Origin of the sequence: Edaphosphingomonas haloaromaticamans (assembly GCF_001853345.1) — a bacterium.
Lineage (GTDB): Bacteria > Pseudomonadota > Alphaproteobacteria > Sphingomonadales > Sphingomonadaceae > Sphingomonas_E > Sphingomonas_E fennica.
Map to the genome: position 1 here is coordinate 548552 of NZ_MIPT01000001.1, position 21497 is coordinate 570048.

25 protein-coding genes and 1 pseudogene are annotated in these 21497 nt (G+C 63.2%); 7 read left to right on the top strand and 19 right to left on the bottom strand.

Features of this window, described 5'->3' with window-relative positions:
- The 3 genes from BHE75_RS02580 to BHE75_RS02590 all read right to left on the bottom strand — a co-directional run.
- Positions 1-578 (bottom strand): recombinase family protein (locus BHE75_RS02580; protein WP_139181813.1); only part of this gene is annotated, 578 nt, incomplete at its 3' end.
- Positions 575-991 (bottom strand): DUF2924 domain-containing protein, encoded by a 417-nt coding sequence (locus BHE75_RS02585; RefSeq protein WP_070935403.1) that lies wholly within the window; start codon positions 989-991, stop codon positions 575-577. The genes BHE75_RS02580 and BHE75_RS02585, both read right to left, overlap by 4 nt.
- A 2-nt stretch (positions 992-993) precedes the next feature.
- Complete coding sequence (locus BHE75_RS02590; protein WP_070932167.1) at positions 994-1530, bottom strand: DUF3489 domain-containing protein; 537 nt, start codon at positions 1528-1530, stop codon at positions 994-996.
- A gap of 141 nt (positions 1531-1671) precedes the next feature.
- Between BHE75_RS02590 and BHE75_RS02595 the strand changes: the two genes are divergently transcribed.
- Positions 1672-1977, top strand: coding sequence for a hypothetical protein (locus tag BHE75_RS02595; RefSeq protein WP_070932169.1), 306 nt, complete (start codon positions 1672-1674; stop codon positions 1975-1977).
- A gap of 131 nt (positions 1978-2108) precedes the next feature.
- Here the strand turns inward: BHE75_RS02595 and BHE75_RS02600 are convergent, their stop codons facing one another.
- From BHE75_RS02600 to BHE75_RS24345, 15 genes are all read right to left on the bottom strand, one after another.
- Complete coding sequence (locus BHE75_RS02600) at positions 2109-3554, bottom strand: phospholipase D-like domain-containing protein (protein ID WP_070932171.1); 1446 nt, start codon at positions 3552-3554, stop codon at positions 2109-2111.
- Between the two features lie 27 nt (positions 3555-3581).
- Positions 3582-3824, bottom strand: coding sequence for a putative hemolysin (locus tag BHE75_RS25165; RefSeq protein ID WP_084653429.1), 243 nt, complete (start codon positions 3822-3824; stop codon positions 3582-3584).
- Entirely contained in the window at positions 3821-5173 is a 1353-nt protein-coding gene (locus BHE75_RS02605; RefSeq protein WP_217494704.1) for a hypothetical protein, read from the bottom strand. The genes BHE75_RS25165 and BHE75_RS02605 overlap by 4 nt, the downstream gene beginning before the upstream one ends.
- Positions 5097-5495 (bottom strand): FAD/NAD(P)-binding protein, encoded by a 399-nt coding sequence (locus BHE75_RS24660; RefSeq protein WP_217494705.1) that lies wholly within the window; start codon positions 5493-5495, stop codon positions 5097-5099. Before BHE75_RS24660 ends, BHE75_RS02605 begins: the two co-directional genes overlap by 77 nt.
- A 4-nt stretch (positions 5496-5499) precedes the next feature.
- The gene (locus tag BHE75_RS02610; RefSeq protein WP_084652853.1) at positions 5500-6120 is read right to left on the bottom strand and encodes a hemerythrin domain-containing protein; all 621 of its coding nucleotides are present in this window, start codon (positions 6118-6120) and stop codon (positions 5500-5502) included.
- Positions 6121-6133: 13 nt separating this feature from the next.
- Positions 6134-8284, bottom strand: a complete 2151-nt coding sequence (locus BHE75_RS02615) for a catalase (protein WP_070932173.1) — start codon at positions 8282-8284, stop codon at positions 6134-6136.
- Between the two features lie 168 nt (positions 8285-8452).
- Complete coding sequence (locus BHE75_RS02620) at positions 8453-9346, bottom strand: hypothetical protein (protein WP_070932175.1); 894 nt, start codon at positions 9344-9346, stop codon at positions 8453-8455.
- 47 nt (positions 9347-9393) lie between these two features.
- Complete coding sequence (locus tag BHE75_RS02625) at positions 9394-9978, bottom strand: opacity protein (protein WP_070932177.1); 585 nt, start codon at positions 9976-9978, stop codon at positions 9394-9396.
- A 66-nt stretch (positions 9979-10044) separates the two neighbouring features.
- Positions 10045-10380 (bottom strand): hypothetical protein, encoded by a 336-nt coding sequence (locus tag BHE75_RS02630; RefSeq protein WP_070932178.1) that lies wholly within the window; start codon positions 10378-10380, stop codon positions 10045-10047.
- 11 nt (positions 10381-10391) lie between these two features.
- Positions 10392-10685, bottom strand: coding sequence for a hypothetical protein (locus tag BHE75_RS02635; protein ID WP_139181612.1), 294 nt, complete (start codon positions 10683-10685; stop codon positions 10392-10394).
- Positions 10686-10761: 76 nt separating this feature from the next.
- Complete coding sequence (locus tag BHE75_RS02640; RefSeq protein ID WP_070932182.1) at positions 10762-10944, bottom strand: CsbD family protein; 183 nt, start codon at positions 10942-10944, stop codon at positions 10762-10764.
- Positions 10945-11068: 124 nt separating this feature from the next.
- The gene (locus BHE75_RS02645) at positions 11069-12547 is read right to left on the bottom strand and encodes a helix-turn-helix transcriptional regulator (protein ID WP_070932184.1); all 1479 of its coding nucleotides are present in this window, start codon (positions 12545-12547) and stop codon (positions 11069-11071) included.
- Positions 12548-12577: 30 nt separating this feature from the next.
- Positions 12578-14032, bottom strand: a complete 1455-nt coding sequence (locus BHE75_RS02650) for a sensor histidine kinase (protein WP_084652859.1) — start codon at positions 14030-14032, stop codon at positions 12578-12580.
- A 114-nt stretch (positions 14033-14146) separates the two neighbouring features.
- The gene (locus tag BHE75_RS24340; protein ID WP_070932189.1) at positions 14147-14449 is read right to left on the bottom strand and encodes a LuxR C-terminal-related transcriptional regulator; all 303 of its coding nucleotides are present in this window, start codon (positions 14447-14449) and stop codon (positions 14147-14149) included.
- Positions 14392-15189 (bottom strand): hypothetical protein, encoded by a 798-nt coding sequence (locus tag BHE75_RS24345; RefSeq protein ID WP_070932191.1) that lies wholly within the window; start codon positions 15187-15189, stop codon positions 14392-14394. The genes BHE75_RS24340 and BHE75_RS24345 overlap by 58 nt, the downstream gene beginning before the upstream one ends.
- Here BHE75_RS24345 and BHE75_RS02665 point away from each other — a divergent pair.
- From BHE75_RS02665 to BHE75_RS02685, 5 genes and pseudogenes are all read left to right on the top strand, one after another.
- Positions 15170-16168 carry a lysozyme inhibitor LprI family protein gene (locus tag BHE75_RS02665; protein ID WP_217494706.1) on the top strand — a complete coding sequence of 333 codons (999 nt, stop codon included), beginning with the start codon at positions 15170-15172 and terminating at the stop codon, positions 16166-16168. The genes BHE75_RS24345 and BHE75_RS02665 overlap by 20 nt on opposite strands.
- Complete coding sequence (locus tag BHE75_RS02670; RefSeq protein ID WP_070932195.1) at positions 16165-16908, top strand: lysozyme inhibitor LprI family protein; 744 nt, start codon at positions 16165-16167, stop codon at positions 16906-16908. Before BHE75_RS02665 ends, BHE75_RS02670 begins: the two co-directional genes overlap by 4 nt.
- Positions 16905-17753, top strand: a complete 849-nt coding sequence (locus BHE75_RS23030) for a hypothetical protein (protein WP_084652867.1) — start codon at positions 16905-16907, stop codon at positions 17751-17753. The genes BHE75_RS02670 and BHE75_RS23030 overlap by 4 nt, the downstream gene beginning before the upstream one ends.
- A 122-nt stretch (positions 17754-17875) precedes the next feature.
- Positions 17876-18067 (top strand): annotated as a pseudogene (locus tag BHE75_RS23870) (IS5/IS1182 family transposase); the annotation flags it as partial.
- Between the two features lie 485 nt (positions 18068-18552).
- A complete protein-coding gene (locus BHE75_RS02685; protein ID WP_070932199.1) occupies positions 18553-19467 on the top strand; it encodes an MBL fold metallo-hydrolase in 915 nt (304 codons plus the stop codon).
- A 96-nt stretch (positions 19468-19563) separates the two neighbouring features.
- Here the strand turns inward: BHE75_RS02685 and BHE75_RS02690 are convergent, their stop codons facing one another.
- On the bottom strand, positions 19564-20451 hold the full coding sequence (locus BHE75_RS02690) for a LysR family transcriptional regulator (RefSeq protein ID WP_070932201.1): 888 nt from the start codon (positions 20449-20451) through the stop codon (positions 19564-19566).
- Between BHE75_RS02690 and BHE75_RS02695 the strand changes: the two genes are divergently transcribed.
- Complete coding sequence (locus tag BHE75_RS02695; protein ID WP_254684342.1) at positions 20422-21297, top strand: SDR family NAD(P)-dependent oxidoreductase; 876 nt, start codon at positions 20422-20424, stop codon at positions 21295-21297. The genes BHE75_RS02690 and BHE75_RS02695 overlap by 30 nt on opposite strands.
- The last annotated feature ends 200 nt before the right edge of the window (positions 21298-21497 follow it).

Genomic DNA, 21497 nt, shown 5'->3' on the forward strand with positions numbered 1-21497 from the left:
AGGTAGCGGGCGAAGATGTGCCGCACGACGTCCGCATGCTCTTCGACGATCGCCAGTGTCCTGCCATCGGGTTTGTAGCCGAGCGGCGGGTTACCGCCCATCCACATGCCGCGAGCCTTGGACGCCGCGATCTTGTCGCGGATACGCTCGGCGGTGACCTCGCGTTCGAACTGGGCGAAGGAGAGCAGCATGTTGAGCGTGAGCCGGCCCATGCTGTTGGTTGTGTTGAACGACTGGGTAACCGAGACGAAGGATACGTTCGTCCTGTCGAAGGCCTCGACCAGCTTCGCGAAGTCGAGCAGAGAGCGGCTCAGCCTGTCGACCTTGTAGACGACCACGATGTCTATCCTGCCGGCTTCGATGTTCTTCATCAGTCGCTGAAGCGCCGGCCGCTCCAGCGTTCCACCCGACAGCCCGCCGTCATCATACTCATCGGGTAGCAGCGTCCAGCCTTCGGACGCCTGGCTGAGGATATAGGCGGCGCAGGCCTCGCGCTGAGCATGGAGAGAGTTGAAGTCCTGCTCAAGACCCTCCTCGCTCGATTTTCGCGTGTAGATCGCGCAGCGGACCTTCTTCATGCCGCTGCCTTTCGCGGCTTGAGGCCAAAGAAGGCGGGGCCTGACCAGCGCGTGCCGGTGATAGTGCGGGCTACCTCGCTGAGGCTTTTCCAGCATTGCCCGTTCCAGTGGATCGCTCCGGCATCATCGACAGTGACGACATGCACTTTGCCCTGCCATTCGCGGACCAGCCGCAGACCGGGCGCGAGGGGCATCGCACGCGGTGGCACATCGCCTGATCCGCCCAGCTGCTGCCGGGTAGTGCGCGACAGGCCGCCCTTTGCTCTGGCCTGTATCTCGTAGCCCAGCGCGAGCCGCAGCATGGCAACGCTGAGTCGAGGCACCGGGCGACCGGTGAGCTTTGCCCATCGCTCCTGAATCTCGGCGCGGGACATGTGCGCGATTTCCTGCAATGCATGATCGAGCCTGGCCACGATCATGCTTCCGTCGCGATGCGGTAGCAGGTCGTATCCCCGCGCTTGCCCTTCGCGATGCTATGGCCCTTTTTCCGGAGGCCGGTCAGCGCGGCGCGGGTGGTGTGGGGCAGCCAACCAGTGGCCGCGATCATCTCATCGAGCGTTGCACCTTCCTCGCGTTGGAGGAGTGACAGCACCGTGCTGATCTTGCTAGCCGGGCGGGATGAGGGCTCGCTCACGGGAGGGGCCTGGTCCTCGAGTTCATCGGATGCCCGATTTTCTTCTTTCTCATCCTGACCAGCGCCAATGGCTGCCCGGCCTGCGGCGGTGATCCGCACACCGGTCAGCCGGTCCCGGTCTGTCGGCAGTGACCCGCTGATATCCGATGTATCGAGTTCCGCCGCCAGGNCGCGTCGGAGGAGGGATTTGATGGCNTTGTCGACCGCAGGCGTACGTTCGCCGATGCTGTNCGGTGGNGGCAGCAGGCTGCCGTCGTCGCGCTGCGNCGCAGCCGAAAGAAGGACGAGTTGCAGATCNNTGAGGCGTANGGTGGTCATGGATGGTGCTCCTGNTTCGGAGCGGCACCGCGCCGCTCCCACCACCCGAAGCCCCGCCGGTCANGCCGGTCGGGGTANCGGCCGCTGTGGCCNGCCGCGATTCAGNGNCGACAGCAATGCTTCGTTCNNCCGCGAAGTCGAATGGAATATGCGAATGCGCTGGAAAAGCTGGGTCTGGACTTGGTCGAGCCCCCGCGGCTTGGTCGAATCATGTCTGAAGGTGCTGAAGCCCGCCGCGAAACTATCCGCCGACTATTCTATCTCATCACCATCGCCGCCGAGGATGCGGGGGCATTGGCGGTCGAGGGACAATCGGGGAACTTATCATCCTATCATGCCAGGACTTCTGCAGCTAGTATCCTGGAGATCGGCATGAGGATCGAGATCCTCTCGTCGGCAATCACGGAATTGCTCGAGGGTGCCGAAAAAGGTGCTGAGGCGGTCTGATCATGGCGAACTTCTGCTTCGTCGTACAATCCGGAACAGCAGGTTTCAGTCGGGAAAGCGGTATAGCGGACATTTGGATGCATCGGTCGCCGAGATGATTGCTTCGAATCACACGCGACTATCGTAAAAGCTTATTTTTCAGACCGCCAAGGTGCATGCCACCCTTTGAACAGGCTGCGCTGACTCAGGGCCTCGAACATGGCGTCAGGACCTTCGGGATCGAGTATTTCGTTGTCGGCGAGCCATTCTTCGGTCGCGCTCAATTCGGGAAGCTCATACGGCACAAGCGTCCGCCCCTTGCCGCGCAACGCCTCGATCACGCCCACCAGAGAGCCTTCCTTCTCCAGCCCGGCGGCTATTTGTTCGGCGTTTAGGTCCAAGTGCTCCGCGATCAGTTCATTCCGGATATCGGCAATCGTTTCCGCGGTATGTTCGTTTCCCGGCTCATCAGCGGAGATGATCACATCGCATTCGGTGTCGAGGCGCAGCGAGCGGTTGTTGAAATTGGACGAACCCACACGAAGGCAGCAGTCGTCGACAATCATCACCTTGGCATGGACGTAGATCGGTTGGCCGCCAACGGTTATCGGGTGATAGATGCGAAACCGTCCATGCCTGTCGATACGCTGGATGGCTTCGACCAGGCGTGCCCGTGCTGAATCCATTACGATCGGCTCAAGCCAACCTTCCGCCGTGACCGGGTTAACGATGACGATCTCCGGTCCGTCCTCTTCCTGGAGGCGCTGGGCGATGGCGCGCGCGATCTTGCGGGAAGCAAAATACTGGCTCTCGGCATAGATCCACTTCTTCGCCCGCGCGATCAGATCGAGATAGGCCTGCTCGATCTCATGAATGGGCGTGACGCCTTCCATCTCGGGCCGTGTGCGCGCGATGCCAAGGCTGACTTTCTCGAATGTCGGAGCGAGGCCTGATGGCCAGCAATCATGCAACGTGGTCACGGGATGCAGGCTCTCGCCTGTCGCCGCCTTCCAGCGGTCCCGCGCCAGCTTGCCCATCGCGCGCGCCGCCGGGCCGTCGAATACGCTCGTCGCATCGTGCCAGGGCTCATAAGGATTGCCTCCCGGCCCCTTCCTGGCGGGATCGTCGTCCTTATGCTCGCGCCGATCCCAGCGCCCGATCGTCATGTCGATGCCGCCACAAAAGGCCAGGCAGTCGTCGATCACCACGACCTTCTGATGGTGCGAGCCGGTCAGCGGATGGGCGCCGTCGAGCTTGAGCGTGATCCTGGGGTGTGCCTTCCAGCGTAGGATGGTCCCAAGCGTGTTGCCGCGGAACATCGCCTTCAACGCGCCGGTATCCCATCGCAGCAGACGTATATGCAGATCGGGGCGTCGTTTCGCGAGCCACAGGAAGAAGTCGCCGAGTTTCTCCGGCCCTTCATCATCTTTGCGCCCCAGGCGAATACGGGCATCGAAATCCCATCCGATCAGGAAGATGCTCTTGCGCGCGGCGAGCATGGCGGTGCGGGCCGCCTCGAAATAGTCGGCGGCATCGACGATGAAGGCAAAGCGGTCGGCCTGCTCGACCCGCCAGCAATTTTCTCCCGGTCGCAACACTATGGGCGCCTCCCTGGCGAGTAAGGATTATAGTCCCGCAGTTCCATCGCCGCGCTGCGAGCGGAACAGATGCCATTCCTCTATCACGCGTTCATCGGGCAGGTGGCAATATCCGGTCTGGCCTTCCGGGTTGCTGCGTATTTCAAGCGTCCCGCCCTGCTCCTGACAATAGACGGAAGCCGGATTCGGCATGCCGACAGACTGTGGCCTGGAAGTCGTTGACGCGCATCCCGCCGCCATCAGCAGTGTGACGGCGGACAGACATCTCATGACGCTCCTCCCGCGCATATGGTTTCGCAAGTGCTTCTTTCATCACCAATCCCCGAGGAACGCCAGTCTTCTGCGAGGCCGTGACGCTGATCGCGACACCGCCTTGGCGATCTCCGAGCCGATCTCGGCGCTGGCGGTAATGCCCTGGATGAAGGGGCGATCATGTATGAGGTAAGGCAGCGCTCCGAACGCGATACGGCCACGCACGGCGTCCGGGGCCAGGAGCACGTATCCTCACCGACATCGGGAATATCCTCGCCCATTGCGAGCAACTGGCGGCGCAGGCGGGGGAAAGGAAGGTCTTTGGTCTTCAAGGGCTTCTGACCACGCGCGTCGATGAATACAGCGAAATCGTGTGTGGTTCCGGTCACTTCGATGAGCGTGCCGGTATCCTCGACCCACATGTCATAATCCGAGCCAAGTTCCAGCAGGTCGATGACGGCTGCCTCTCGCAGCGCCAGGAGCCTACGGATCGATTCCGATGGGATCGCCGCGTAATTATCGACGAAGACCTTGCCGAGCCCAGCATCGAAGCGCTCGCGATCCGGTTCTGTCAGATGCGGAACCACGTCCTGCACGGCCTCATGAAGCCTGAGGATCGCATAGCGCCAGGGCACGGTATGACGCTCGCGCTTGTTTCGCTCGACCTCTTTCAGATTATATTCGGCCCAGCGGAACGCATCATGGCGCTGCCGATCCGCGAAATAAGCATCGGCGAAGCTGTCCGCGTCGAGATCCGACAGGGAGACGCGCGCGCTCCAATGGGAGTCGGCCGCATCGATCTCCCGAACCATGAGTGCGAAAACCCGATCCAGCAAACCTTCCGGGCCGGCGCCGATTGCCCGCTCGATGGCCTCCGGCGTCGCGACGCTGAGCGGTTCATAGGGAATGGGACAATAAAAATCGGCTTCGGGCAGGATGCCTGAGCGCGACACCAATGTGATCGTCAGTTCTTCGCTGCCTTGGTCGCGCTCGAAGCGCAGCGCCTCATCCGCTTCCTCGACGAAACGACCGTGCTGGACGGCCACCGCCATGGCAGCATCGATCGCGCTGAGCGAAGTGCCCATGATGCCGACCTTGCATACAGGGATGTCCGCGTCGAGCAGGCCGGACCAGGGGCTGGGAAAGAAGGAGCGCGTCGCCTCGTCTTCATCGGGCCAGACATGGCCTGTCGCGATGACGGCAAGATCGAAGCGCCTGGGTTCGTCATGGCATTCCGCCCAGAGCCACACGCCGTCTTCCCGCGCCTCCAGATCGATGACGCGACAGGATTCATGCACAACGATGTTGAAGCCCGAAGCCTTCCCGTTCGACCAGCGCCAGGAACTGATCCCGGAAATATTCCCCAAGCAGGATGCGTGGCAGGAACTGGCGCTCGTGCAGGCTGGCCTTGTCGACGCCATAGCGCGCGAGGTGAGCGGCATCCTGCCGGCGCACCCAGTCGAGATAGGGTTCGGTGAGCGGCGGTATCTCAATGCTGGCGATATTGGCGAGCATCAGGCGGATATTCTCGTCGTCGTTGTAGGGCATGCCGACGCCCGCTTCCTCCGCCTGCTCATAGACGGCGATCGAAAGAGGAATGCCGGCCTCCAGCAGCGAGAAGAAGGTGTAAAGCCCGGTCGGCCCGGCGCCGACGATTGCGACACGTTTCAGCACGCCCCCTTTGACCATGGCATCAATCCTTGAGGCTGATCTTCTTTTCGACCTTTGCGGCCGCTTTCTCCTCTTTTTTCCGACGATTGAAGACACGGCGCATATAGCGGACATCGGAGGCTTGCAGATGCTGCTCGGCCGCGACGAACTGCTCCTGCTCCTCCTCGCGAATATGGTGGAGATACTCGTCCTTGAGGCCCGCGAACCGGCGGAGCCAGCCGGAGGACGCCATGTCGCGCGCGGCGAGATCGGTAAGCATGTCGTCGATCTCCTTGTGCTCGGCGATCGCATGGCGGGCGTCGTCGGTGGTTTCCGGATCGCGCAGGACGGTGGACCAGAGCGCCTGCTCTTCGGCGGCCGCATGAGCCTTGAGCTCCTTCACCAGTTCCACGAACAGCTTCTGGCGATCGGGCGATTTGCCTTCGGTTTCCTCGATCATCGCCAGCAGGGCGCGGTGCCGGTCGTGATCCTCGACCAGACGCCCAAACACGTCAGGATCGCCCCGGAACTTCGTCCGGGGCGTGCTGCCGATGCGCGCGGCGAGATCAGGAGCGATCGCCTTTGCTTTTTCGATAGCTTCGGCCTTTGCCGTTGCGGGTGCGACGCTGCCCGTCCTGCCGCGTTCTATGGTCTGGGTTGCCATGTCATCCTCCCTTTCAGGCGAGATCGCGGACCTTGGGCTCGCGCGCCCAGTGCCGTTTCACGCCAACTTTCATGAAGTTCTCGACCGGAACCACGCCGTCGTCCGGCTCGACATTGGCCTTGTCGAGCAGCACCTGCGTTCCCTTGCAGTGAGCGATGGTCTTGCAATGGCCATAAGCATCCATGAACCACTGGACCGCCGCTCCATCCTTGGTCAGCTTTTCAGCGGCATCCGGCATCAGGACCGACGCGACCGCATCGAACAGGACCGAAGGCGATCCGGCAAGCTGGCCGTCGGCCTTGAGAGTGCCGCCCTTGACCTTGATGCCGCCAACCTTCGGTGCGACCAGGAAGGCGGTGCCGCCGGCCTTCTCGATCTCGCCCTTGAGCGTGTCGATGGCGGCCTTGTCCGATCCTTCCGCAAAGAGAATGCCGACCTTGCGGCCTTGGAGCATGTCCTTTGCCCGTTTCTGGATGGAGAGCGCGTCGGAGGGAGGCATATCCACGGGTGCCTTCGCCGCCTTCGCTTTCTCCGGCAGATTGATCGCAAGCCCGTCCGCCACACGCTTCGCCAGCGTCTCGTCGATATTTCGCAGGCGCGAGACGACCCGCGCGCGGACATGGTCGAGCTGCACCTTCGACAGTTCAAACACCAGCGCCGAGGCGATATGCGCCTGCTCATTCTCCGTCTGCGAGCGGTAGAACAGCCGCGCCTGGCTGTAGTGATCGGCGAACAGTTCCGCGCGGACACGCAGCTTCTGCGACGGATCATTGCGTTCGTCGTTCACCGTGAAAGAGGTGAAGCCGGTTTCAGGCCAGGCGCGCGGACCACCATCCTCGCCCGCTTGCGCGAGACTGTTCGGCTCGTAATTGGCGCGGCCAGTGGGCACCAGCGTCTGCATCATCCCGTCGCGCTGGAAATTGTGGAACGGGCATTTGGGCGCGTTGATCGGGATCTGGTGGAAGTTGGTGGTGCCCAGCCGCGACTTCTGCGTGTCGAGATAGGAGAAGAGCCGCCCCTGAAGCAGCGGATCGTTGGTGAAGTCGATGCCGGGGATGACGTTGGTCGGCAGGAATGCGACCTGCTCCGTTTCCGCGAAGAAATTGTCGACGTTGCGGTTGAGCGTCATGCGGCCGACGATCTCTACGGGAATGTCCTCCTCAGGGATCAGCTTGGTGGCGTCGAGCACGTCATATGGCTGCTTCGTTGCCCAGTCCTCGTCGAAGACCTGCACGCCCAGATCCCATTGCGGATAGTCGCCCGCCGCGATGGCCTCGAACAGGTCGCGGCGGTGGAAATCGGGGTCTGCTCCAGCGATCTTCACCGCTTCGTCCCATGTCGTGGACTCGATGCCGAGCACCGGCTTCCAGTGGAATTTGACGAAACGGCCTTCGCCCTTCGCGTTGACGAAGCGGAAGGTGTGGACACCAAAGCCCTCGATCATGCGCAGCGAGCGCGGGATCGCGCGGTCCGACATTGCCCACATGATCATGTGCATGGCTTCCGGCATCAGGCCGATGAAATCCCAGAAGGTATCATGTGCGGAGGCCGCCTGCGGGTAGCCGCGATCGGCTTCCATCTTCACGCTGTGGACCAGATCGGGAAATTTCATCGCGTCCTGAATGAAGAAGACCGGGATGTTGTTGCCGACCAGATCCCAGTTTCCCGTATCGGTGTAGAGCTTGACCGCGAAGCCGCGCACGTCGCGCGGGGTGTCGATCGAACCCGCGCCGCCTGCCACTGTCGAGAAGCGCACGAACACCGGGCAGCTATTGCCCTTCTTCTGGAAGATCGACGCCCTGGTGAGTTCGGGAATAGCCTTCGTGCATTCGAACACGCCATGCGCGCCCGATCCGCGTGCATGGACGATGCGCTCGGGGATGCGCTCATGATCGAAATGGAAAATCTTCTCGCGAAGAACGAAGTCTTCCAGAAGCGTGGGGCCGCGTTCGCCGGCCCGCAGACTGTTCTGGTTGTCGGATATGCGGTGTCCGAAATTGTCGGTCAGGTGGGAAATACCGTCCTCATGGTCGGCATCGTGGGGAATATTCTGGTGAAGTTCCCCTCCAGCGCCAAGGGCGCTTTCGGGTGACGGTTGTCCCGATCCCGGGGCATGATGATGAAGTGAATTCGTCCGGCTGGGCGAAATTTCGGATTCAGCCATGCTGGCTCTCCCCTCTATTATCGGTCTCGCGAGAAACCCGGTCGCGATGGTGATCGGTGATCGCCGGGTTCGCGCTTCTTCTACTACATAGAACCCGCCGTCCGGGCGCGGGTTCCTGCGGACCACGACTGCTCGCTCGTCGAGCGGCGACCGTGGGGCCCTCTTGACCTATTGGCGGACAATGACCTCATCGCGGCGTCCGCCAACGATACCACCGAAACCGGCAGACGCGGCGCCGATGATGAGCGCGACAACCACCAAAAATGACGTGCCGGCGGCACCGCCAGCGGCAGTATCGACAGTCGTCTTCGCGGTCTGGACGGCATCGTTCCTGGCGGCGACAAATCGCGCCTTCGCCGCTTCGACCTTCCGGCGAGCCTCTGCCTCGCTTATCTTCTGCTGCGCGGCAACGATCGCCACGATCCGGCTTTCGGCCTGCGCGCCCTTGGCGCCGCTCGCCGCGAGGTCGGGCAGCTGCCGGGCGACTTCCTTTTGCGCTTCCTGCGGCGACATCGCGGCCGGGTCTGCTGGAACGGTCGTCAGATAGGCGGCGGCTTCATTGCGGATATCGAAATCATCGACACCCGCAGCCCTGGCAATGGCGGGGGCTGTCGCGCCCACGCTCTGGCCGGCGGCCGACGCCACGCCGCCCACGGTGCGAAACGCGCCGCCGATGATGCCACCGACAGCCGAGGTGATCAGGTAGACGGTGAGAATGGAGGTCAATCCCCAGATCGTCAGCCCGTGAACCAGACCGTCGAAGCGGTCGTGGGCGCCTGCTACGCGAGCGGCCGCATAACTGCCGGCGCCCAGCGAGATCATCATGCTTACGATCCAGTACAGGCCGGCACCTATTCCGAAGCTGTTCGCTCCGGGAGTCGTACCCCGCACGGGATCGACGAGGCTGAAGCCAATCCCCGTTCCAAGCAGGGCCAGCACGAGCTGGAGGGCGATCGCGAGCGTGATCCCGGCGAAGATCGCGGGCCAAGACAGCCGTGAACGCAGGGGCAACGCGACCGGCGTTTCATGGCGCACCGCCGCGGCATCATAGGATGTGGACATTGGTCTCTCCTGTTTTTGCTACGGGTCTATTGCGGCGGACCCAGCCGTCAGAAATGGAAGATGACGCCGGCCATCGGCCGCAGGCTGTCGAAGTCATAGGTGTCCATCTGGAGGCGGAGCCGCACACCGCTGTTGCCGGTGACGCCGCCAAGGCCGATGTCCTTCGGGCCGACCTCGACACCGAGGCCGTAAATCCAGTCCTTATGATCGGAAAAGCCGCGCTTGCCGTTGACCCATTGATAGCCGGCCGAGGCATAGATCAGCCCGCTTTCGCCGGCGCGTCCGCCGATGCGGCCCTTGACGCCATATTCCCAGTCGATGTCGTTGAAGCCCTTGGTGGCGTTGCCCTCGACACCGACAAAGGCCGGCCCCAATGGGATATTGACGCCGGCAACCCCGCTGATCAGCGCGCCGCCCATGCGGCTGCCGGTCGGCGAGACCCCGAACTCGCTTTGCTTGTCGAAGCTGTGATAGCCCCCCAGCACGCCGAAATAGGGTTCGATACCGAATGCCGGCGTGCCGTCCGGCGCGGTCGGAGCATCGCTCGCTTGTTCGCTTGCCGGCACGTCTTGCGCGAACGCGGCGACTGGCATCCATGCGGCGAAAGCCGCGACGAGAACGAGTTTCTTCATGACAATAGTCCTCCGTTGCCAGGGGAACTGTCCCCGGCGATGTGATGAAAATGATGGTAGGACCGCCTACCGGCGCCGGGCGTCGGCCTGGACTTCAAGCGCGCGGGCACGTTCGTCCGCTGCATCGCGCACGGACTTTGCTTGCTGATCCAGTCGCTCGGCCGCGACGTCGGCCTGGCTGCGTATGCTGTCGGCTTGAGAATCGAGCGCGTCGCCGGCCGCATCGCGGGCCTCTTTGGCGGATTTCGCGGCGCGGTCGCGTGCGGCACCGATCCGCTCATTGGGGCCGTCGCCGCTATAGGCTTGACCAGCCGCTTCGGCCGCGGCCTTGTCCTTTTCGGCTCCCGCCTTCTGCTCCGGCCCCTGGCAGGCGGATAGGAACGTCAGGCTGACGATGAGCAATCTGGCCGATCTCATGGGAGCAGGTCCGATATTGTGGCCGATGTCTGGACCAGCCCGCTCGAAACGGGAGCGTCCATGCCGGGAACCCACGATGCGCCAAGCGTGACCAGCTTTTCCTGGTAAAGCCTCGCAAGCTCTTCATGGGCGCAACGCGAAGAGGAGCAGGTCGCCCGCCCAGCCTGTTCAGTGCAATAGGCGAAACGCCGTTGATAATAGACAATGTCTTCTTCAAGCGTAGGCATGTCGAGCCTCTGAAACGGGAGCGCTCGATCCGATGTCGGCATATGCTGTGTAAGCGCGATCATGGTTGGCTCCTTCAATGTTTCGGTGAAGAGGTGAGCGGGACGCTGCCCCATGTCGGCAGCGTCCCTGCGAAGTCGCTTACTTGCGAACTGCGTCACGCACCTTGTCGGCGGCCTTGCCGGCCGCGGACTGCACGGTGCCAGCGGCCTTCTCGGCGACGCCCTCGGCTTCGAGCGAACGGTCGCCCGTGATCTTGCCAGCGGCTTCCTTGATCGAGCCCTTCACCTTCTTGGCTTCACCCTTGATGCGATCGCTGTCCATCTCCGTCTCCTTTGGCGGACGCGCTCACCACGAGCAGCGCCATTGCCTTCATTTGAGCTGGAAGATGCGATCACCAAAGATACGCGAGCACCAAATCGTGTAGTAGTACAGGACTAGTAGCGCCTCAGCGGATCGGGCGCGCGAGCGGAAAACCTCGCTCCCGCGCCCAGAGGATCGCGGCGGCGCGGCGATTGACGCCGATCTTCTGATAGGCCCGTGCGATATGGTTCCTGAGGGTATTGCGCGAGACGCCCATTTCCTTGGCGATAACGGCGTCATCGCTTCCTTCGCAGAGCAGGCTCAATACCTCTTTCTCGCGGCGGGTGAGTTCGCTGACCTCGACCGGAGCGGCATGTGGATGTGGCGAGCGCAGGTTGGCGAGCTTCTCCACCACGGTGCGGCTGAACCAGTTGGTGTCCTTCATCACCGCCTCGATTGCGGTGATCAGCTCGAGCTCGCTGTGGCGGCGTTCGTGGATGTCCTGGATCACCCAGAGCACGCACATCGCGTCGCCCAGCGGGATGACCTCTGCCGAGACGAGGCAATCGACAAAACCGCCGTCCCTGGTCCGCACCCGCACGTCGCGTCCTCGAAAGCCGCTACGCTCGGTAAGCAGATTTCCGGCTTCCTTGAGGAAGGAGGCTGGCTCCCATAGCTTGATCGTCGCCAAAGCCTGTCCGGCCGCTTCATCGGCTGAGTAGCCGGTGAGCTGGCAGAAGGCGTCGTTGACGTCGCACAGGCAATGATCGTCCTGCGTGGTGATGACCATCCCTACGGGGGCCAGGCGGAAGGTCTTGACGAACCGCTCCTCGCTGGCGCGCAACTGGTTCTCGGCCTGACGCCGCGGCTCCAGGTCCGCGAAGGAGAAGAGCATGCAAGGCTGCTCATCGAGTTCGATCGGCTGGCCAGCGACGATCACGAGCTTGCGGCCACCGTCGGGCAGAGACAGATCGGCCTGCATCTGGGGGATGGTCCGGCCCTCTCGCAACCGCTCCTTGGCGGTATCCAGATCGGCTGCGTCCTGCAGCACGTCGATATCGTAAAGCGACTGACCCAGAACCTCGTCACGGGTGAAGCCTGTCATGTCGAGAAAGCCCTGGTTGACCTTGACGTAGCGATGGTCGGCCAACCGGCAGATCAAGGCCGGCGCCGGGTTGACGTTGAACGTCTGCTCGAAGCGCTGCTCGGCCTCGAAGCGCAGCGACACGTCCTGCATCACCAGCACGAACAGGTCGGGCTTACCCTTCTCGTCGGAGAGCACGAGGCTCCGCACCTGATGAAGCCAACGGGCATCATCGTCGGCTGCGGGCGTGACCTCGACGATGACTTCGGAGAACTCTTCGCCCGCGATAACGCGAGCGAGCGGATAATCTTTCTTCCCTAGGATATGATTATTGCGATAGCGCAGTTGGAAACGCTTGGCGTAGCCGGTCACGTTGCCCCCGAGCGCATCCACCTCTGCCACGCCATGCATTCGCAGCGCCGCGTCGTTCGCCCAGAGGATCGCGCCATCATCATCCGCCAGGATCACGCCTTCCGACAGCCCGGCGATGATTTGCCTGAGGCGGCCAATGTCGACGGATTGATTACGCAACGTGGCCAAAAGCCGCTGTCCTTTCCGGAACTGCTCCGCCTAACCGGCCAGAACGCTGCGCGCGGGCGCTTCGAAGTGCCAGACGAAACCGGTGGGTGGATAGTGACAACTCACCTTCGCGCCGGAAACGACGCGAGGATTGCGCTCGATGATGAGGGAACCGAAGCCCTTGCGTTCCGGTTCCTTGACCGGCGGACCGCCGCTTTCCGTCCAGTCGATGCACAAATGAGGCGAGCCATCGCCATCCTGGATGGACCAGCGTACGGAGACATGCCCTGAGCCATTGGATAAGGCGCCATATTTGACGGCATTGGTCGTCAGTTCGTGAAGCGCGAGGCCGATGGTCTCGGCCGTTCCAGTATGAAGGCGCAGATCAGGATCGCCTTGCAGCAAGAGGCGTTCGTCCAGCACATCGCCGGCAATGGCAGTCTGCGACACGACAAGGTCGTAAATGGTGGTCCCGGTCCACTCGCCGTTGATCAGCAAGTCCTGGCTTCGGGCAATGGATGTGATCCGCTGTTCCAGCGTGCGTAGCCAGGGCGCGCGGGTGTCCGGCACAGTCCGGCGGACAAGCGCGTGCATGACCGAAAGCTGGTTCTTCGAGCGATGATTGAGTTCCCCCATGAGCACGGCGATGCGCTCCTCGCTTTCGCGCTGCGCGGTGATGTCGCGTGACACGCAAAGGATCGCTTCGACGCCCCCGTCAGGTGATAGGAGCGGCGTCAGCATATTGTCCCAATGGCGGGGCTTTGCGCCGGGAAGGCAACTCAACCCCGGAAACCGTGCATTGAGGCCGCGTCTCGCATCGTCGAGCGCGGCTTCGCCCACTTCTTTTACTTCTGGACCGAGCAGTGGGAGCCACTCCATCCCGAAGCCGGAGTGCTCGTCCACGCCGAGCGCGATGCAGCCTGCGCGGTTCATATAGGATAGCCGCCCGTTCGGCTGGATGACCTTCACACAGTCCACGCTCACATCGAGCATGCCGGCCTGGAGTTTGATGGTTCTGGCTAGGTCCTGCTTGCGCAGTTTGCGGGCATGGATATCGGTCAGCGTATAGAGCCAGAACCGGGGCTTGCCGTCGCGCACGGTATGCACGCGGACACGCAGCATATGCCAGCGATACTCACCAGTCGAAGCGCGCAGGCGCATATCGGCTTCGAAGTTTCTTGCCGATACGAATGCGTCCGTCAGCCTAGGTTTGATACTCTCGCGTTCCGAAGGATGGAGCCGCTCCATCCAGCGAGATGGAGCAAAGACCTCCGGGGTTTCGATGACGCCGCTTCTCCAGGCATCGTTGCAGCCTATGATCCGACCGTCGCTCCCGAACAGGCAGGCCGGGTCCAGGATGAGTTCGAGGGCTACCGGAAGCTCAATAGGTCCCCCGGCGTGGAAGCGCTTGGTGGCTGAAACAAGGACCTGCGAGCTTTCCACGCTTGGTCCAATTTCGCTCGACGCCGTGCGGGTACTCTCTCCTTGGTTCAGACGTGCAGCCATTCCGGCTGTCTCCTTAACTATAGCAGCATGCAGGCTAGCTCTATTTCGTCCATCGTGCGAGTCCGGCTCAGGCCTTGTTCGACCTAAGTCGGCAAGCGGTTGCTCACAAGCCTCTCACACCTCGAAGCAATAACCGGCGAGTTCGCCACGGTCGTTGACGCCGAGTTGATCGTAGATGCGGCGCCGGTGGTAAATGACGGCGTTAAGGCTGAGGTTCATGCGATCGGCGATCTCGCGCTGGGTGAGGCCGAGAAGCAGATAGAGGCATGTCTCGGCCGCGCGCGGCGGCAGGCCGAGCCGCTTGACCGCCCTCCATGCACGCAGCGCATCGGGCTCCGCGCAGGACAGCGCGATCGCGATCAGCGGCCGCGCCGTGTCGGTGGGATCGAGCCACGCCGCGCGCAGGCGTAGTAGCACGCCTTGAGATCCCGGAATATCCAGTTGCGCGCCCCCGGTTTCGTCGTCGCCGGCGCGAGCCAGCCGACGGGCAAGCTCGGCCGCCGCGTCCCGGACCTCGGCGCCGTCGAGCGAAAACCCCGCCTGCGCGAGCGTCCGGCGCGCCGTGGCCGACGCCCATCCGATCCTGCCGGACCGCGCGACGACCAGGAGAGGAGAGCTTCGTCGGGTGTCGCGCCCTCGTCGATCTCGTGCGAAAGGGCAAAGGCGAGATGCCGCTCAAGGTCCTGCCATCGGGCAATGTCGCGGTCGCCGAAGTCGCGGTCCTTGCGGGTGCGGAACAGCGCGAGCCCGCCGATCGCGTCCGCGCCCAGGCGCAGAATCCCGCGCATCGCGAAATGCACTTCGCTCGGGCGCAAGAGCTCATTATAGAATTCGCTTGCGTAGAAAGCGCGCTCGTCGACCTTGATGCACTCCCTGAGTCGCCGCGGCCCGAATTGCGTCGCGACCGCCTCTGGCAGCGTCGAGACGACATCGGCTTCGCGCTTTGCAAAATATTCGCGCGCATAGAGCGGAGCGGCCGTCTGCGCTTCGGGTCGATCGGCGAAGGCATCGACGATGCCGTGCGGGCCAAGCCGGAGAAAGAGCGCGCTGTCGAAGCCGATGAGCTGGCGCAGCTCCTGCATCAGCATCGGCGCAACGACGCGGCGGTCGAGCCCGAGGCTGCAAAGCAGCCGGATGTTGGCGGCCGTCCTGTTCAACGCTGTCTCCCGCACCTACCCCGGCGGGATAGGGACAAGGGCCATGATGCCGGGTAGCAGAGGCACAGTAAATAGCTGTAACGCGTGGATTATGGCAGGCTATTGTCTGAACAGGTGCCAGAAGAGGCTGGCCATATTATTTCTGGCAGCGCCGATCGCGCTTGCGGGATGCGATCAGGCGCCGACGCGCGCCCCCCGAACCGGCGACGACGGCGTCCGGGTCGCGGCCGCGCAGAATGCCCGGGTGGCAGGCCATCGGCCCGGGAATGCCGATGGCGAGGTCGCCGACTGGGATTATGACACTCCGGACTTCACCTATGAGAATGAGCTGCACCGGGGCGAAGATGCCGACGCGCCGACGCTGATCGTCACGCTGCCGTTTCAACGCCAGTCGCGGCCGGGCAATGTGGCGCCGACCGACTGGAGCCGGGTGCCGCCGGGCACCAACTATTATGCCGACTTCTACGCCGCATCGCAGCGGGCTGCGGTCAGCCCTTTCTACAAGGGCGGCGCGCTCGCCGATGTGGAGGATGACATCGGCGATCATCTCTCGCTTCAGCCCTATCGGATACGGCTACCGAACGGCTGCCGGCTGACCTTCGACCTGTTCGTCGACATGGTGGTCGTGTCGTCCGACGATGCGAGCTGCCCGAAGGGCGGCGTCGGCGGCCCCGAAACGCTCGCCGGCGCCTTCGGTCCCCTCCCGCCCTATACCGACGTGCGCGGCGGCGATCCCGCGCGGACATGGCCGTTGCTTCATGCCGACGCCGACCGGCGGCTGAATATCGTCTGGAAAGCGCTTCAGGACCGCATGGCCCCTGCGCAAAAGCCGGCGCTGCTCGCGCAGCAGCGTCGCTGGATCGCCCGGCGCGACCAGGCCTGCCTGACCTACAAGGGCACGGTCTTTCATCCCAAATGCCTCGCCAACATCACCGAGCACCGCCTGACATGGCTCAATGCGCAGGCGCGGCCCGAATGATCGCGCGATCGCTTGGGGTCCTGGTCCTGGCTGCGGCGGTGCCTGCCGTCGCGGGCGTGATGGGCCCTTCGCTCGATATCGTGCGATCAGCCGATTATTTCCTGAACGGCGGCGCGGTACGGGCGCGGCTGGGCGAGCAGAGCGGCGGGCGGGCGCCGGTGATCGCGCTTGCGGCCGATGGTCTCGACACCGGCGACGCCGCGTGCACCGCAACCATTCCGGCGCAGGATGAGGGCGACTGGATAGAACTCGATCGCGGCTATGACGATCCACGCATTGCGTCGCTATATGACGCCAGCCCGGTTCGTTTTTCGCCGGACCTTTACTGGTCGGTGGGCACGACGACGTGCAATATCCTCGTCGACCGCCTCGACGATCATTATATCCGCGTTGCGGCCTCGCGCGGCTGCGCCGGGGTTCCTCGTGCCTGCGGCGGTGGCAGCTTCTCCGGCACCTACGGCCCGTTCGCCGAAGCCATGGTCGACCCCGCTCCCGATGCGCTGCCGAAAGCCAGGGCGCGCTATGCCGCCGCCGATGCGGGGCTCAACCGGCTCTGGAAGGAGCTTCGCGCTCGCCTGCCGGTTGCGCGGATCACGGCGCTGCAGGCGCAGCAGCGGCAATGGATCGCCGCGAAGGAGGCGGGCTGCGCGGGGTTCGGTGAGCCCGGCGATGTGCCCCGCGTCGATTGCCTGACGGCTTATACCGTTGCCCGCACCAGAGTTCTGAAGGAGGAAAAATGAAGATCGCGAGGATCATGCCATCCGCTCTCGCCATGGCGCTGGCGACACTGGCCACGCCAGCCTTCGCCGATCCGCCCGATCCCGGCAGCGCGAAGACGCTCACCGGCACCTTCTATGGGACGATTCAGGCGGGCGAATATGAAAATGCGCTAGTGCTCGACGAGACGCTGATGTCGATCGACAGCGATGCGATCGTCAGGGTGCAGGGTGCAAACCGGCCCGACGTCCAGCGCGCGCTGAACGGGCTGACCCTGATCTCGATGGTCAACGACGAAGCCCCGGGCAGGGCGATCCGCGCCAGGTGCAGCGAGAAGTGCAAGATCACCGGCACGATCGAGCAGATCGAGCGCAACGCCTGGTGGTTCAAGCGCGTCACTGCGGTCGAGGCCCTGCCTGAAAGCTTCGACTTCATGAGCCTGTCCGACGGCGGCGGCCCTCCCGACCAGAAGCTCAAGGGTCCGAACGGTGAGCCACCGCGCGATGTCGGCGCGGGCGATCCGCTGCGCAAGACGCTGCTCGACGCGCTGCGCCCCGCGATCGAGGCCGATCTCGGGCAGCCGGTGCAGTTCGTCGTCAGGAAGCTGCGCAAGCAGAATGAATGGGCCTTCGCTTTCGTTGTCCCGCAGACCAGGGCGGGCAAGCCGATCGATTTCAGTACTACCCGCTATGCCGAGGCACAGCGCGAGGGGATGTTCGACGGCGGCGACATCTTCGCGCTGCTCGAAAACAACGGGGGACGCTGGACGGTGCGCGATTTCGTCGTCGGGCCGACCGACGTCGCCTATGCCGGCTGGCCCGAGCAATATGGCGCGCCCTATCCGCTCTTCGAGCTGCCGGTGCAATGAACGGCTGCGCCCCGTCCCGGAGAGCCGGGACAGACACCGCCATTGAAGGCAACCTTACCGCGTCATTGTCGACCCGCCCAACCGCCACCGGTCCGGTGCACTCATTGCCGTAGATCCCTTAGCGCCGGATCGGAAAGTGGACCGTCGAAATCATCAAACGGTTCGATACAGCCAAGGGCTTTGAAGTCTTGCCCCGACGCTGGGTCGTTAAACGAACGCTCGCCTGGCTGAGCTGCAACCGGCGTCTGGCAAAGGATTTCGAGGAAACCATCGCGTCCGCAACGGCCTGGCTCTTCATCGCCGCCATCCAGCTATCCTATGGCAAGCTATCTGCCCCGTTTGGGCAGGCACTGAGCGCGCGGAGGCATTGTAGGAGTGAGGAGCGGGCCAGTCCGGGGGGAGGACCGGCCCGCTGGAGATACCGCAAGGTGCGGTCAGCCCGAGGCGGGAGGGGGGCAAGTTCCTGCGGGCTGCCTAATCGGTTTACTGGATCTGCGTATCGGGTGCGATAATACGCAAGTCGCAGACGCACTCTTCCTATGCATAGGTGCCAGGGCGCCTGCCACGATCAGAAACGGAGGAGGGAGTCTACCAGTGCATCCAGAATCCGACGGCCCATGGCTTACGCGGAAGGAAAGTCCTCAAACGCGATTTTCCAATTAGGTTTCATGAACCCCCGTTTCAATACGCCTATACGATCGTATGTGTCGGGCAAGGCTTCCACCCAATCGCTCCTTCGAAGGCCGCTCCGTAGCCTGATTGTCGCCGTGGCATTGCGGCATCTCGAAAGGAATGAACCATGAAACTCGAAACCATTGCCAAACCCGGCAGGACCGACGCCGACGATCTCGTCCCTTCGCGATATGCACTCAGCGTCGGCAGCCTGGATGTCCTCATCATCAGCGACGGCGTGCTCCCGCTGCCGACCGAAACCATGTCGACCAACGTGACGCCCGACGCACGCGCCGCCTGGTTCAATGGCATGTTCCTCGGCCCCGACATGTTCGACTGGGCCCTGAACGTCCTCGTCGTGCGCAGCGGTGAGCAGATCATTCTGGTGGATGCCGGCCTTGGCGGGCAGTTCCCCGGCTTCCCCCGCGCCGGCCAGTTTCCGCGTCGCCTCGAAGCCGCCGGCATTCCGCTGGAGGCGGTCACCGATGTCGTCATCACCCACATGCACATGGACCATGTCGGCGGGCTGCTCGTCGATGAGGTGCGCAAGAGGCTGCGGCCCGATGTCCGGATCCATGTGACCTCGACAGAAGTCGAATTCTGGAAGGATCCCGACTTCTCGCTGACCTCGATGCCGTCGCCCGTGCCGGACGTTCTCCGCTCGACCGCTGCCCAGTTCGTCGAAGCCTATGGGGATAAAATCCGCACTTTCGGGAATGAACTCAAAGTGGCGCCAGGGGTCACGGCGAAACTGACCGGCGGGCATACCCCGGGTCACTGCGTGGTACGGGTGGAATCCAACGGCGAGCGCCTGACGTTCGCGGGCGACGCCCTGTTCCCGGTGGGATTCGACCATCCGGACTGGCACAACGGCTTCGAACATGATCCCGAGGAATCGGTGCGTGTCCGGGTCGATCTTCTTCGCGAGGCTGCGGCGACCGGCGAACTGTTGGTGGCGACCCACCTTGCCTTCCCGTCGCTCGGCCGGGTGGCGCTCGATGGCGATGCCTTTCGTTGGGTGGCGTCGATCTGGGACTATTGATCGCCAGGCGGTTCCGCCGGATCGGGTCGCGCATTCCCCTGTCGGGAGCGCGCGCCCCGATTGGGGCGGCGTGCTGGCCGGAAGTCCTCGTTCCGCTTAAATCGAATGCGGTGCCAGCACTTCCGCCAGAAAGTCGGCGAACAGCCGCACGCGTAAGGGAGCCAGGCGGCCGAACGCGTGCAGCGCCTGAACCGGAATCGCGGCGAGCGGGTCGTCCGGCAGCAGCTCGATGAGGCGCCCGGCGGCAAGATCGTCAGCCACCGCGAGCCGGAGCAACTGCGCGATACCGATCCCGGCAAGCGCAGCGGTGCGCATCACTTGTCCGGAATCTGTGTCGAGCGCCCCATCGATTGCGAGCTCGAAGCCGTCGGCGAAGCGGATCGGATAAGCATGTGAGCCGAGGCGGTAGCGAATATGAGCGGCCTGCAAGAGATCGTCGCGTATTGAAGGATAGCCGGCATGATCGAGCCAGTCGGGTGCTGCGACGAGGACGAGTGGCAAGGTCGCAATGCGTCGCACCATCCAGTCGGCCGCTTCCACGGCACCCACACGTAGCGCGGCGTCGAACCCTTCACGAACGAGATCGACATGACGATCGGTGATGCTGATCTCGAGCTTGATGTCGGGATAGCGCCGGACGAAGTCACCGGTAAGGTGATCGACGAGCGCAGGTCCAAGCACGCCGGGAAGGCTGACTCGCAGTAACCCGCGCGCCGGTTCGGCACTGCTCAGGACATCGCTGGCTTCGTCAAGGGAACGCAGCAGCGGCGCCACGCGCTCATAATAGGCGGTTCCATCGACCGTCAGTGCGAGCGCACGTGTCGAACGCAGGAAGAGCTTAACGCCCAAGCGCTGTTCGAGCCGCTCCACGCTTTTCGAAACCGCCGATGGGGTCGTGCCCGCGAGGCGCGCCGCCGCGCTGAACGAACCCGCCTCTGCTGCCCGGATAAAGGCATGAAGCCCGCCGATCGATTCCGCGCTCATTCGATAGTTTTTGTCAAAAATCCTTTGCCTTCGTCCAGTCTAATTTTTCGTTCCGGAAAAGCCAGATACGACCTGCTTCAATCTCAGAGGAAAAGCATGACAAGTTTGAGCGGAAAGGTTGCCGTGATCACAGGCGGTAACAGCGGTATCGGGCTCGCGAGCGCGAAGCTTTTTGCGGAACAGGGCGCTCATGTGGTGATTACTGGGCGGCGCCAGCAGGCCCTTGACGACGCGGTGCGAACCATTGGTCCGTCCGCGATCGCCATCCCGGGTGACGTCGCCGATCCCGATCATCATCGCGAGGTCGCGGCCTTCGTTCGCGATCGCTTCGCCGGCGTCGACATTTATATGGCGAATGCCGGCGTCAACACGATCACGGCGTCGTCTGACGTGTCCCTCGCCGAGTATGATGCCCAGTTCGGCATCAATGCGCGGGGCACCTTCCTCGGTGTCCAGGCGATAGCTCCCAGGCTGCGCTACGGCGGTTCGATCATTCTCCTTGGCTCGCTCGCGAGCGACAAGGTGCTTGAAGGGCATGCGGTCTATGCCGGCACCAAGGCGGCGATCGGCGCCTTCGCGCGGAGCTGGGCGCTCGAGTTCAAGGACCGCGGCATCCGCGTCAACGTTCTGAGCCCCGGACCGACGGAAACGGAAATCCTCGAAAAGCTCGGCGTCCCTAACGGGGAGCGCGAGGCCTTCACCGCGATGATGGCGGGTGCGATCCCGCTAGGCCGGCTCGGCCGGCCCGAGGAACTCGCGCATGCCGCGCTGTTCCTCGCCTCCGACGCCAGCAGTTTCGTCACCGGCATCAATCTCCGCGTCGATGGCGGCATGGCGCTGCTTTGACCCTATCATTCACCCCGGAAGGAAATCATGATGACCAAAGAAGAAATCGACCCCGCGATCCATGACCTGATCCACGACGTTGTGCATGCCGGCAGCGCCTATGAGCCCGATCGGAAATTAAGTTGAGTGGTATCAGCAGGTTAGCTTGACGGCTGAGCCTGTCGTTGATTCAGGGGTTTCGCCAAAAACTGCCGTGGATT